7 protein-coding genes and 6 pseudogenes are annotated in these 12,684 nt (G+C 72.7%); 5 read left to right on the forward strand and 8 right to left on the reverse strand.

Annotation, left to right across the window (positions count from 1 at the left end):
* Positions 1-204 precede the first annotated feature (204 nt).
* A pseudogene (locus E1265_RS23570) lies at positions 205-1,173 on the reverse strand (TIGR03557 family F420-dependent LLM class oxidoreductase).
* A 277-nt stretch (positions 1,174-1,450) separates the two neighbouring features.
* On the opposite strand from E1265_RS23570, the gene E1265_RS23575 reads away from it, so the two are divergent.
* Positions 1,451-1,786 carry a YnfA family protein gene (locus E1265_RS23575; protein ID WP_132933009.1) on the forward strand — a complete coding sequence of 112 codons (336 nt, stop codon included), beginning with the start codon at positions 1,451-1,453 and terminating at the stop codon, positions 1,784-1,786.
* Between the two features lie 37 nt (positions 1,787-1,823).
* Here E1265_RS23575 and E1265_RS23580 read toward each other — a convergent pair.
* A pseudogene (locus tag E1265_RS23580) lies at positions 1,824-2,292 on the reverse strand (hypothetical protein).
* 51 nt (positions 2,293-2,343) lie between these two features.
* Positions 2,344-3,582, reverse strand: a complete 1,239-nt coding sequence (locus E1265_RS23585) for an MFS transporter (RefSeq protein ID WP_132933010.1) — start codon at positions 3,580-3,582, stop codon at positions 2,344-2,346.
* A gap of 382 nt (positions 3,583-3,964) precedes the next feature.
* Between E1265_RS23585 and E1265_RS23590 the strand changes: the two genes are divergently transcribed.
* On the forward strand, positions 3,965-4,213 hold the full coding sequence (locus E1265_RS23590) for a hypothetical protein (RefSeq protein ID WP_132933002.1): 249 nt from the start codon (positions 3,965-3,967) through the stop codon (positions 4,211-4,213).
* Between the two features lie 98 nt (positions 4,214-4,311).
* Here E1265_RS23590 and E1265_RS23595 read toward each other — a convergent pair whose 3' ends face one another.
* From E1265_RS23595 to E1265_RS23605, 3 genes and pseudogenes are all read right to left on the reverse strand, one after another.
* On the reverse strand, positions 4,312-7,461 hold the full coding sequence (locus tag E1265_RS23595; protein ID WP_132933011.1) for an amidohydrolase family protein: 3,150 nt from the start codon (positions 7,459-7,461) through the stop codon (positions 4,312-4,314).
* A gap of 231 nt (positions 7,462-7,692) precedes the next feature.
* The gene (locus E1265_RS23600) at positions 7,693-8,337 is read right to left on the reverse strand and encodes a response regulator transcription factor (protein ID WP_132933003.1); all 645 of its coding nucleotides are present in this window, start codon (positions 8,335-8,337) and stop codon (positions 7,693-7,695) included.
* A pseudogene (locus E1265_RS23605) lies at positions 8,325-8,492 on the reverse strand (sensor histidine kinase); the annotation flags it as partial. The pseudogene E1265_RS23605 and the gene E1265_RS23600, both read right to left, overlap by 13 nt.
* A gap of 64 nt (positions 8,493-8,556) precedes the next feature.
* Between E1265_RS23605 and E1265_RS23610 the strand changes: the two are divergent.
* The 3 genes and pseudogenes from E1265_RS23610 to E1265_RS23620 all read left to right on the forward strand — a co-directional run.
* Positions 8,557-9,567 carry an ABC transporter permease gene (locus E1265_RS23610; RefSeq protein ID WP_132933005.1) on the forward strand — a complete coding sequence of 337 codons (1,011 nt, stop codon included), beginning with the start codon at positions 8,557-8,559 and terminating at the stop codon, positions 9,565-9,567.
* A gap of 162 nt (positions 9,568-9,729) precedes the next feature.
* Positions 9,730-10,083: pseudogene (locus E1265_RS23615) on the forward strand (helix-turn-helix domain-containing protein); the annotation flags it as partial.
* A pseudogene (locus E1265_RS23620) lies at positions 10,032-10,307 on the forward strand (IS630 family transposase); the annotation flags it as partial. The pseudogenes E1265_RS23615 and E1265_RS23620, both read left to right, overlap by 52 nt.
* Before the next feature lie 54 nt (positions 10,308-10,361).
* On the opposite strand, the pseudogene E1265_RS40790 reads toward E1265_RS23620, so the two are convergent.
* Positions 10,362-11,494 (reverse strand): annotated as a pseudogene (locus E1265_RS40790) (IS630 family transposase).
* Positions 11,495-11,578: 84 nt separating this feature from the next.
* Complete coding sequence (locus E1265_RS23630) at positions 11,579-12,220, reverse strand: acyltransferase (RefSeq protein WP_132933007.1); 642 nt, start codon at positions 12,218-12,220, stop codon at positions 11,579-11,581.
* Positions 12,221-12,684 lie beyond the last annotated feature (464 nt).

Genomic DNA, 12,684 nt, shown 5'->3' on the forward strand with positions numbered 1-12,684 from the left:
TCCCACGCCTCCCCCCGACCACTCCACTCGGGCCACCCATTGACGGAGGCTCCTGATGAGCATCATCGTCACGTTCTACGTGGCGCGGATGACCGCGTGGGAGTTCCACGGCTCGACGGAGCGGGCGCTGGCTCCGCTCCCGCCACGCGAGGAGATCGCCAGGCTGGACGAGGGCCGCGACATGGCCCGCTACCGCGCCTACGCTCAACCCCGCGGCGTCAGCGCGCGCAGCCGGCCGTCGAGTTCACCGCGGTTGAAGTCGAGGAAGCCGTCCGGATCAGGCCCGGCGTTTGCGTCACCAGCCGGTCGAAGCCCGCGTCGACGAACGGCTGGGCCACGGCCACGAACCGGGCTGGGTCCGAACCGCACGCGAACCGGCCGAGGACGTCCTCCTCCCGCACGGTGGCTGAGGCCTCCTCGAAGTTCACCGGATTGGGCAGCTCGCTCATCACCTTCCAGCCGGTCACCGCCCACCGGCTGGTCTCCAGCTCCGCCCGCACCGCCGTCCGCTCGTCCGGCGCCCACGACATGGGCACCTCGACGTAGCACGGTCCTCCACCGCCGGCCTCCCGGTAGCCGCGGACCAGCTCCGCCCGGGGCTCGGTCGCGAACAGCCCGTCCCCGAGTTCGGCGGCGAGACGGGCGGCGTCCTGACCTCCCGCGGCCACCGCGAGCGGCGGCGGACTCTCCGGCAGGTCGAACACCCGGGCGTCCTCCAGCCGCAGATGCCGACCCTCGTACGAGCGGTACCCGCCCTGCCACAGCAGCCGGATGATCGCCAGGGCCTCCCGCAGCATCTCCTGCCTGACCCGGACCGAGTCCGGGAAGCCGCGGCCGACGACGTGCTCGTTCAACCGCTCGCCGGAACCGACGCCGAGCGTGAACCGGCCGTCGGAGAGCAGGGCCAGGTGGCAGCGGCCTGCGCGATGATCGCCGGGTGGTAGCGGACGGTCGGGCAGGTCACCCCGGTCGCGAGCCCGATGCGTTCGGTGCGGGACGCGATCGACCCAGCACCGACCAGGCGAACGGCGAGTGCCCCTGGTTGTCCAACCAGGGATGGATGTGGTCGCTGATCTCCACGAAGTCGAACCCGGCCCGCTCGGCCAGCGTCGCCTGCCGCACGAGCTCCGCCGGGCCGTAGCCCTCGGCCGCCAGCTTGTACCCGATCTGCATCTGACTCCTCGCTCCTCGGCGTCGCCGCCTCTGGTCGCCTCGCCCGCCCCGGCACGCTGCCAGTCGGCCCGTGGCCGCTCCGACTGACAGGCCGTCCTGGCGCCGCGCCTCCTCCGGACGGCCGACCGGTTCGCCCGGGCCCCGCCCGACCTTCGGGCCGGGGTGAGGGATTACGGTCGACGGCGTGAGCGCGACGCGGATCTCCCAGCTCGCCGAGCGCACCGGCGTCCCGTCGGCCACCCCCTCCCCCTCGCCCGGAACCACGAAGGAACCCACCGTGCTCGTCGCCCGCTCCGTCGCCCTGTTCGTCGTCGCCGCGCTGTTCGAGATCGGCGGGGCCTGGCTGGTCTGGCAGGGCCTGCGCGAACACCGGGGCTGGCTCTGGGTGGGGGCCGGCGTCATCGCCCTCGGCCTGTACGGAGTGGTCGCCACCTTCCAGACCGACGACGACTTCGGCCGCATCCTCGCCGCCTACGGCGGCGTCTTCGTCGCCGGCTCCATCGCCTGGGGCGTGATCGCCGACGGCTACCGCCCCGACCGCCACGACCTGATCGGCGCCGCGGTCTGCCTGGCCGGCATGGCCGTCATCATGTACGCACCACGCGGCAGCTGACCGCCCGGTGTGTTCTGGCGCCTGCCATCGCCCGACATCAGCGGTCCCGATCCGCGGCGGAGACGGCGCCGTAGGTCGCGAGCCCGTACATCAGGTGCGGCACCGCGTCCGCCGTCCAGTCCCTGGCCGACCAGCCCGTCGGATCGCTCACGCCCAGCCGTGCCATCGGCAGGTCGGTGGCGGCCACGGCCAGGGCACCGGTGAGCACGCCGCCGAGCCACCACGGCAGGTCGACGCCCGCGCGGCGGAGCAGGGCGACGGCCGCCCCCGGTACCGCAGCCGACGGCGATGCCCGACAGCGCGCCGAGGCCGGAAAGCCGGTTCTCCCGTTCGCTGCCCGAACCGGCGACCGGGCGCCCCACCTCCTGGCCGATCCTGTCGACCACCTGCGCGGGGGCCCCGCTGGCGGGCCTGCCCCGCCACGCCATGTCGGCACAGGTCACCGCGTTCATCATGGTCGTTCCGGCGGCGCCGGCCGCACCTCCACGCACGATGCTCTCGAACATGCCGGCGCGAGTTCCCGCATCCGCCGGTCCGAACCGCGATCGCCCGAGGCGTCAGCGTCGAGTCGCCGGGCGGCCACCGATCGGTGCCGCGCCGGTCGCCGGCACTGGCGGGGCGTGACCAGCCGTCCGTGCGAGGACGGCGGGCCCGGTGCGCGCGGTCACCACCATCACGGCGAGGCCCAGGGCCACGACCACGGCGCCCACGTACAGCGGGGCCGTGTAGCCCAGGCCGGCGCTGATCGCGAGACCGCCGAGCCAGGCGCCCAGCGCGTTGCCGACGTTGGAGGCCGAGACGTTGGCGCTGGCGGCGAGCGGCGCACCGCCGGCGGCGTCCGTGACCCGGGTGATCATGCCGGGCACGCTGGCGAACCCGAAGACGCCCATCAGGAAGATCAGCACCACCGAGGCGATCCGTCCCTCGGCCAGCAGCCCGAACACCGCGAGCGTGACGGCGAGCCCCGCCTGGGACACGATCAGCGTGCGGTCGCGGTCGCGGTCGGCCCCCCGACCCCCGACGACGTTGCCGATCACCAGGCCGCTGCCGTAGACGACGAGCAGCCAGGCGACGTCGGCGCTGGAGAAGCCGGTGACCTCGGTGAAGGTGTACGCGATGTAGCTGAACGCCCCGAACATGCCGCCGTAGCTGAGGGCGGTGGCGGTCAGGGTCAGCCAGACCTGCCAGGAGCGGAAGGCGCGCAGCTGGGATCGTGGCCCGGCCGTCCGGTGGGCCTCGTCCACGGCGCCCGCCCAGGCCGGCACCCACACGGCGATGGCGGCCATGGCCAGCACGCCGATCCCGGTGATGGCCCAGAACGTGGCGCGCCAGCCCCAGCGTTCGCCTACCAGGGCGCCGAACGGCACGCCCAGCACGTTGGCGACCGTCAGTCCGGCGAACATGACGGCGACGGCGCGCGAGGCCCGCTCCGGCGGGACCATGCGGCGGGCGACGAGCGAGCCGATGCCGAAGAAGGAGCCGTGGCACAGGGCGGCGACTACGCGGCCGAGCAGCGCCAGGGCGTAGTTGGGAGCGACGGCGGCCAGCAGGTTGCCGAGGACGAACAACGCCACCAACCCGACGAGGACGGCCTTGCGGTGGACACGGGTGGTGGCGGCGGTCAGCACGATCGCGCCGACCGCGACGCTCAGGGCGTATCCCGAGATCAGCCACCCGGCCGCGGCCTCGGAGACGTCCAGGTCGCGGCTCACCTGGGGCAGCAGGCCGGCGATCACGAACTCGGTCAGGCCGATCCCGAAACTGCCGAGCCCGAGCGCGACCAACCCGGCAGGCATCCGTCGCGCGGCCTCGCGCTGTCCGATGTTCACGTAAACATCATGGGTGCGGGGCGCCGAACGGGACAAGGGGTTACGCGGTGATGCGGCGGTGCGGGTGGTCGGTGTCGGGTTGGCCGTCGCGCCGGGCAGCCGGCCGCGGCCATGCCCATCAGCGGCGACGTGTCGGGCGCGCGGCGTGCGGGGTGAGGCCGGGCTGGTGCCTGGCCGACGCGGAGCCAGATGCCGGCCCGGCCCCTGGAGTTGGACCGTCACCGAATGTAGACGCCCTCCGGAGTGGGAGGCGTCGGTGTCGGACACGCTGATGCGCTTGCATCGAAAAGGCTGGTACCGTTTCGATGCAAGCGCATCACAACGATGTGTCGGCCTCGAAGGGAGCCCCATGACCGGCGCGCGGAAAGACGACAGCGGCTGGCAGAACGCCCGTTGCCTACTCGGCGCGGTCCTGTTCGTTCAGGGCTTCGGCTCGGCGGTGACGGAGGCGTGGTGGGACACCAGCTTCGGGGTCGCCGGGCTGCTCAGGGCGGCAGGTCTCGCGCCGTGGACGGACCTGGTCGGCGGCGCGGCGGGTGCGGCGCTGCTCGCCTGGGCCCTGGCCAGGCGCGGCGTTCGGCGGCGAGCGCGGGTCTGAGCCGACCAACACGACCCGGCCCCCTGACGGCTTGCCCGGCGTGACCCTGCCGGCCCTACGGGAATCGGCAGAGGCCACGCCCGGCCGGGGGCGACGGTTCACCAGCCGCCGTCGTCGCAGCAGCCGTCCTGGCGCATCAACCTGCCCACCTGCCGCCAGTCCTGCGCCGTCGCGGCTCCGCTCCGTGGACCCGGCGCGTCCGCGAAGGCGGCGACGAGATCCGCCTGTTCGACCGGCACCCCGCCGCGCAGCACGGCGACCGTGCGCACGAGCGACGAGAAGTCGGTGAACGGGTCGCCGTCCACCACCGTGAGGTCGGCGAGCCGCCCCTCGGTGACCGTGCCGAGGTCCTCCTCGGCACCGAAGGCGCGCGCCGGCAGGACGGTCGCCGTGCGCAGCGTCTCGGCCACGCCGAGGCCGGCCCGGTGCAGGGCGCGCAGCGCCAGGTGGAGATGGAGGCCGACCGGCACCAGCGGCTGGTCGGTGCCGAGGGCCAGCACCCCGCCGCCGGACAGCACCGCCCGATAGACGTCCGTCTCCCGGTCCAGCGTGGACAGTTCCTCCGCGCTGGGTGGTTGGGCGGCCCGGGCGAGGACGGCGGTGGTGTCCCAGGGCGGCATCAGCGTGGTCACCCGGGGGTCGTCCGCCAGCCCGGGCTCGTCGCCGAGCAGCGGCAGCGCGGTGAACGGGGTGGCCACCAGCCGGAAGTCGGTGGCCGTGTAGATCTCGGTGACGTCCTGGTAGGCGCGGCCGCTGGCCGAGGTCGCGTGGCCGTACTCCAGGCGCTGGGTGGCCTGGAGATGGGTCGTCAGGTCCTGGCCGAGCTGCACGCCGGGGGAGCACAGGTGGCTGCCGGCGCGCACGCCGAGCCGGTCGTGGGCGAACTCCGCGGCCTCGGCCATCAGCCAACCGGGGGCGCGGACATAGGTTTTCACGAAGTCCCAGTCCAGGCTCCGCGCCCGGGCCAGGGTGCGGCGCAGCCCGTCCCGGGTGCCGTGGGCCCTGCCCATGCTGTACGCGACCCGGGATCCGTCCAGCAGTTCGCCGGTGGCCAGCAGCCGCGGGCCGGTCAACTCGCCGGCGGCGAGCGCCTCCCGCAGGCGGGCCTGCTCGTACGCGAAGCCGCCGAGGGAGACGGTGGTGGTGATCCCGTAGGCGAGCTGGAGCGCGGTCTGCCGGCCGCCGTAGGTGCTCTGCCAGGGATGGATGTGGGAGTCCCAGAGGCCGGGGAGCACGGTCCGGTCGGACGCGTCGTAGCGGTGGGCGGCCGACCGGCCGGGACGGTGCGGTTCGACGGCCGTGATCCGCCCCTCCCTGACCACCACGTCGACGTCCTCGCGGACGGCGTCGCCGCTGCCGTCCCACAGCCGGCCGGCGTGGACGACGACGTCCCTGGCCCGGGGCCGTCGGTAGGTCAGCCGCACCTCGACCGTGCGGGTGTCGCCGCTGGCGACGTCGACGGTGCGCAGCCGGTCGGCGGAGAGGTAGAGCACGGTGCGGGAGTCGCCGGACCACGAGGGGTGGTCGGCGGGTTCGTCCCGCGCGGTCACGCGTCTGGGTTCCCCGTCGGGGGTGCCGTCGGGCCGCACCGGCAGGAGCCAGAGCGCGGATTCGACGATCACCGCGAGGTGGCGGCCGTCCGGGGACCAGACGGGACCGGAGTCGTACCGGTCGGAGAGCGAGGCGTGCGGCCGGAAGGGATGGAGGGTGGCCGCGCCGGTGTCGGCGTCCACGACGCGGATGAGGTTGTAGCCCTCCCGGAACCGGCCGTTGAGCCGGTTGCGGTCGCAGAGCGCGAGGCGACGGCCGTCGGGCGACCAACTGGGGCGGCCCGGGAGCCCGCCGCCGCCGAGCGGCGGGGCGAGCACCCGTTCCGTGCCGTCGACGAGCCGGCGCACGACGAGATTGCCCGCCATGTCCAGGCAGGCGAGCCGGTCGCCGTCCGGGGACAGCGCGGGGAAGACCCGACCGCCCTCCGCGAGCAGGGTCTCGGCGCCGGAGTCGAGGTCCCGCCGGTAGACGGCGAGCAGGCCGGCGCGGTCGTCGACGTGGAGCAGACCGCGGCCGTCGGGAGTCCACGCGGGGGCCAGCAGATAGCGGGTGGGGTCGGCCCGGAGGATCCGGCGTGGGGTGCCGCCGGAGACCGGCACCGTCCACAGGGAGTTGAGCGCGACGAAGGCGACCCGCCGCCCGTCGGGTGACAGCGCCGGCAGGTGCAGCCCGCGCGCCTGGCGGTCGCCGCCGCCGGCGAAGTCGTAGGACTTGACGCGGTATCGGGGCGGCTGGACGGCCTGGGTGGCGGTGAACGGGATGGTCTCGGGCGCGCCGGCCGCCGCTGGATCGATCAGCTGGAACCGGCCGCCGGCGTTGACCAGTAGGGCGCCCTGGGCGGTCCAGCGCACGGGGACGGGCAGCACCTCGTCGTCGGTGTCGACGGGGGCGCCGTCGACGACGAGGGTGCAGGAGGCGGCGGGCGCGGGGGTGGTGCGCAGATAGGCGAGGCGTCCGTCGGGCGCCAGCGCGGGGGTCATGACCTGGGCCTGGTCGGGTCCGTCGTCGGCGTGCTCCAGGGTCACGGGGCCGGCCCCGTCGGCGGGCACCGAGGCGACGATCCTGGCCTGGAGGGTGCCCGTGGCGGTGATCCCGGCGCGGACGAAGAACACTCGGTCGCCGTCGGGCGACCAGGTGGGGTCGAAGTCCTCCCAGGGGCCGCCCTGGGCGGGGCCTTCCTGGCCGGGAAGGCCCGTGAGCCGGGTGAGTTCGCCGGAGCGGAGGTCGAGGACCCAGATCCGGTACGGGCTGCCGGTCACCGGATCGCCGCCGCGCTCGGAGGCGAAGGCGATGCGGGTGCCGTCGGGCGACCAGGCGGGGCCGCGGTCGTCCCACGGCCCGTCGGTGAGCTGCCGGAGGTCGGAGCCGTCGGGGTTGAGCGTCCAGATGTGGAATCCGCCGCCCCGGTAGGCGCAGACGGCGATCCGCCGGCCGTCGGGGGAGAACTGCGGGCGGTTGGGTTCGAGGTCGGCCGGGGTGAGGGCGACGGCCTCGCCACCGGCGCGGGGAATCGCCCACAGGACGTTCTGCACCTCGGCGATCAGCCGGTCGCCGGCCGGGGAGAGGGTGGCGGAGCCGTTGGTGGCGGCGGTGAGAGTCAGGTCGACGCCGCCCGCCGCGGCGCTGGCCACGGCGGCGACGGCGGGGGCGAGGGGGACGGCAACGGCCGCGCCTGCGGCGGCGGTTGCCCGGAGCATCGTGCGGCGGGTCACGCCGGATCCGGAATCGGTCACGAGATCACGGTGTCCAGGGAGACGGCCGGCGAATCAGCGTCCGGGCAGTGGACGCCACGGCGGCCGGCCGGGAGGAGAACACCCACGTCCCGGTCCCGTGGCCGCGGGCGCGGCCGTCGCGGTAGATCGCGGCGAGCTCCGCCTCGGTGCGGCCGGCGACCGCCGACACGGCCAGCGTCGGCCGCCCGGGCCTGGTCAGCGGTTGAGGTAGGCGAGCACGGCCAGCACGCGGCGATGGCCGCTGTCGCTCGGGGCGAGCCGCAACTTGGCGAAGATGTTGCGGACGTGCTTGTTGACGGCGCCCTCGCTCACCACGAGGACCTCGGCGATCTCGGCGTTCGTGCGGCCCTCGGCCATCAGCGCCAGCACTTCCCGTTCCCGCGTGGTGAGCGAGCGCAGCGGATCGTCGGAGCGCCGCCGGGTGAGGAGTTGGGCGACGACCTCGGGGTCCATGGCCGTGCCCCCGGCCGCGACGCGGCGCAAGGCGTCGGTGAACTCCGCGACATCGCCCACGCGTTGCTTGAGCAGGTAGCCGGTCGCCCCGGCGCCGTCCGCGAGCAGGTCGGCGGCGTAACGATCCTCCACGTAGGAGGAGAGCACGAGCACGGGCAGGCCGGGGTGGTGGCGCCTGGCTTCCAGGGCGGCGCGCAGTCCCTCGTCGGTGAATCCAGGGGGCAACCGGACGTCCACGACGGTGGCGTCGGGCCGCCGCTCGGCGACGGCCGTCAGGAAAGCCCCGGCCGTCTCGACGGCGGCCACCACCTCGATGCCCTCACCCGCCAGGATGAGCGTCAGGCCCTCACGCAGCAGGGCGTCGTCCTCGGCGATCACCACCCGCACGGCAGCTCCACGCGTATCAGGGTCGGGCCGCCGGGCGGGCTGTCCAGGCGCAGCCGCCCGTCCAGGGCGGCGGCCCGGCGGCGCATCCCGCCCAGACCGGTGCCGCCCGCCTCGTTCGCACCGCCACGGCCGTCGTCGGCCACCTCGATCACCAGCAGGCTCGCCCGGCTGTTCCTGGCCATCGGGTTCTCCTGCGTCCAGCTCTTCCTCCCCGCCACCATGTCGGCCGGCGCGGCCCGCGACATCGACCGCGGCGTCATCGCCGACCACGTCCTGACCGGCGGCCCCACCGGCGTGCCCGCGACCGTAGTCGACCGCCTCCGCCACTTGCCGGGAATCCGCGCCGTCACGCCCACCGCCACCACCACCGTGTACGCGACCACCAGCATGCTCGGCGACATCGAGGTTTTCGACTACCTGGCCCTGGGCGTCGACCCGACCGGCCTGCGCGCCACCCTCGACCTCGCCGTCCGCGGCGGCGACCCCCGCGCCCTCACCGACGACGCCGTCGCCCTCAGCAGAACCGCGGCGGGCACGCTCGGCGCCGATGTCGGCGACCGGGTGGACCTCCACATCGGCGACGGCACCCCGCTACGCCCCCGGGTCGTGGCCGTCTACGACCGAGGGCTGGCCTTCGGCGACGTCCTGCTGCCCCACGACACCGTCACCGCGCACACCACCGACCACCGCACCGAGACCGTACTCGTCAGGGCCGAGCCCGACGCCGACCAGGACGCCCTGCGCGCCGCCCTGACCGAGCTGACCCACCGCCATCCGGGCCTGGATCTCACCGACAAGGACGCCTACTCCACGGCCCGCCAGGCCACGTTCACCCTCACCCTCTTCACCAGCGCCTTATCCCTCGTCCTGGTCTACGGATACCTGGCGCTCGCCGTCGCCAACACGCTCGTCACCACCGTCAGCGGACGCGCCCGCGAACTCGCCCTGCTCCGACTGGCCGGTGCCACCCCGAGCCAGGTACTGCGCATGTTCCGCGCCGAGGCCGTCCTGCTCGTCGGCGGAGCCGTCCTCGTCGGCACCCTCGTCCCCCTGCCACCGCTCGTCACCATCGGATACGGCCTCACCGGCCACCCCACCCCTGTCATCCCACCGCTGCTCTACCTCGCCATCACCGGCACCGCGGCAGCCGTCGGCACGGCCTCCCTTCTCGTCCCCGCCCGCCTCAGCCTCCGGGCGAACCCGATCCACGCCATCACCGTTCGGCACTGAACAACCATCGGAAGGAAACCACCATGTCCTGGCAACCCCCGAAGAACGAACGCCCCCTCTGGCCCTGGTTCCTGCTCGGCACCCTGGCCCTGGTCGTCGTGATCAACGTCATCCTCACGGTGTGATCGGACGACACTCGGCGGCCACCCACATCGGGTCCAGGCGGCGGAACGGTTCGCTCGGGGTGAGGCGAGCTCGGTGATTGCCAAGGACCTGCGGGTGAGCGTCCGTTCGCTGCAGCGATGGCGGCGGACGTGGGACGAGGGCGGTCCCCGGGCGCTGCGGTCGCAGGGGCCGGCATCGTTTCCGAGGCTGAGCGAAAAGCAGTTCGCGCAGGTGGAAGCGGAGCTGGCCAAGGGGCCGGCCGCGCATGGCTGTGAGGATCAGCGGTGGACGCTGGCGCGGGTCAAAACGGTGATCGGCCGCCGCAGGCGAAGACCTGGTCACAACGCGGACACACACCGGTGGCGCGGGTCCGCGGCCGTTCCGGCGGACGGATATCCGTTGCCGCACTGACCTGCTACAAACCCGGCCACCGCACAAGGCTGGTCGACCGGCCACGCAGAGACGACGGCCGACGCGACGGGCGCAAAAGCTTCTCCTGGCGCGACTACCGGGACCTGCTGATCGCCGCCCACCAGCAGCTCGGTGGCCCGAGCGTCCTGGTCCGGGACAACCTCAACGTCCACGAAGCCGCCGACCTACGGCAGTGGGCGGCAGCCCGGGAGTGGTTGACCATCGGACCCGCCTGATCAGCGACCGACACCACGAGTTCGACCTCAACTAGTGCCGTATCAGGCAACGTTTGCCCTGTCGACGACGGCGCGTAGGCGCCGGTCGTCGGCGTGGCGGTTTCGCCAGATGATGTAGCGGCGGATCATGCTGCCCTGCTCTTTGTGGCTGGCGTGGTCGGTGCCGTCGAGGGTGAAGTAGCGCAGGGCGGTGAACTGGGCCTCGATGCGGTTCAGCCACGAGGAGTTGGTCGGGGTGTAGGCGATCTCGACGTTGTTGGCCTCGGCCCAGTCCGCCCCCCGGCGGCACCGCTTGGTGGTCAGGTGCGGGGAGTAGTTGTCACATACGATCGCCAGGCGGACTGTCGGTGGGAGGAGGGTGCGCAGGTAGCGGCAGAATTCCAGGAACTGCGATCGGTTCTTGGTCTTCTTGATGTGGCCGTAGAGCTTGTCCTTGGCCAGGTCGTAGGCGGCGAACAGGTGCCGCACCCCGTGTGGGCGGTCGTACGTCGCCCGCCGTCTGCGGCGTGGTTCACGGTCGGGGTCTTTGTGCCTGCCGCCGCGTTCGGCCCACTGCCGGCCCGGGTGCGGTTGCAGGTTCAGCGGGCCGAACTCGTCCAGGCAGAACACCACCTCCGGCTCGCCGTCCTCGGGTATGACCTCGCCGTCGGCGATGGCGTACAGGTGCTCGACGCGGGCCTTCTTGGCGGCGTAGTCCGGATCACGGGAGGTCTTCCAGGTCTTTATGCGTTGAAACGAGACGCCATCCTCGCGGAGCAGGACCCGCAGGCCCCGTGGCTGATGTCGTCGACCACCCCCTCGGTGACCAGGAAGTCGGCCAGCTTGGCCAGGCTCCAGGTCGAGAACGGCAGGCCGTGCTCGGCCGGCTTGGACTCGGCGATCTTCTTGATCTCCCGTCGCTCGGGCAGGGTGAAGGTCCTCGGCCGCCCGCCCGCGTACTTCGGATAGAGGGAGTCGAAGCCGTCAGCGTTGAAGTTGTGGATCACATCCCGGACCCGGTCCGCGCTGGTGAACGTCACCTCGGCGATCTTCGCCACGGGCATGCCCTGCGTGGATAACAGCACCATCTGCGCCCGGCGCCAGGTCACCACCGACCCGGTGCCCCCACGGATGATCCGCAGCAGCCGCCTGCCCTCGTCGTCATCGATCTCACGGACCCGCACTCGCTCTGCCATCGGCACAGCTTGCCGGACGCGTGCGCCGGAGTGGAATCCGGACGGCGCGTCACCTCACCGACCACAAGGGCCGCTGGTGCGGCGCTAGCCGAGATTCAGAACCTCATCGTCCGCGTGCGTGCCGAACTCGGCGACGCGCACCTCCGCGATGTGCTCGTACCGGCTGATCCGGTCGGTCCACTCCGCGTCGACGCCGAACGCCACCTGCGCGAAGCCCACCCGCCCGACGGCCTCGGCCAGGCCCGGATCGCCAGGGGCCAGCAGCCGCACTGGCGCGTCAAGTGCCACGGTGTGCGGCGGCACGAAGTACTCGTCAGGCAAAACGGTGCGCGCATGGACGAGCGCGCCGACAGCGACAACCGAGCCGGCCCCCAACCGTGCGCACTGCAGGACCGTCGCCGCGGTCGCCACATAGACGCACCTGCCGACCTCGCAGCCCAGCAGCGTGGCATGCGGCCCCACGAAGACGTGGTCGTCGACAAGCACCGGCTGATCGCCGGCGACCGCAGACCCGCGCAACACCGCGTTCTCGCAGATCACCGCCGCCTCCCCGACCTCGATCCGAGCCCCCTCGGCATCGAGCACCGCACCGTACATCACCCGTGCCCTCGGCCCCACGCGGACATCACCGACGAGCGTGGCCGTCGGGGCGACGTAGGCGGTGGGATGGACCTGCGGTTCATGCCCGCGGTGCCGGATGCGGATTCCCTGCGCTTCAGCGATCACGAGCGGATCCTCCCCCGACCGACCGCGAGCATGCTGGCGGATTTCCGACGTCGCGTTCGCCGAGAGACAAGACATGTGCCATCCGCGATCTGAGGCACTACAGGGCGAACGTTGGCTGATACGGCACTAGAGGCAATACCGGTGACTTTATGGCTCTCGAGAGCGCCGTAGGGCGACGTTCCCGCAGGTCAAACGCGCGAATCGACCCTTAAGTCACTGGCATTGCGTCTAGTGTCTCGTGATCCTGTCGGCGTTACTTGATCTTGCCTGTCTCGTTCTATCGGCATGGAGCTCTCTGTGAAACAGGTCGCCGAACTGCGGGAGTTGGTGAGCAGTTGGGACGTTCCTGCCGATATCGCCACGCGGGGTCGGATCGTCTTGTGGTCGGGTGAAGGGCACCGCCGCAAGGATATTGCCGAGCTGCTTGGCATATCGCTGCCGACGGTGGATCGCTGGAAGCGTCG

Source organism: Streptomyces sp. 8K308, assembly GCF_004348315.1.
In the GTDB taxonomy this organism is placed as follows: Bacteria; Actinomycetota; Actinomycetes; order Streptomycetales; family Streptomycetaceae; genus Streptomyces.

What these genes read in the sequence shown, in the direction of transcription:
- E1265_RS23585 (WP_132933010.1), bottom strand. Translation starts at nt 3,582, where the DNA reads ATGCCTGCCGGGTTGGTCGCGCTCGGGCTCGGCAGTTTCGGGATCGGC.
- E1265_RS23590 (WP_132933002.1), top strand. Translation starts at nt 3,965, where the DNA reads ATGACCGGCGCGCGGAAAGACGACAGCGGCTGGCAGAACGCCCGTTGC.
- E1265_RS23610 (WP_132933005.1), top strand. Translation starts at nt 8,557, where the DNA reads ATGTCGGCCGGCGCGGCCCGCGACATCGACCGCGGCGTCATCGCCGAC.
- E1265_RS23595 (WP_132933011.1), bottom strand. Translation starts at nt 7,461, where the DNA reads ATGCTCCGGGCAACCGCCGCCGCAGGCGCGGCCGTTGCCGTCCCCCTC.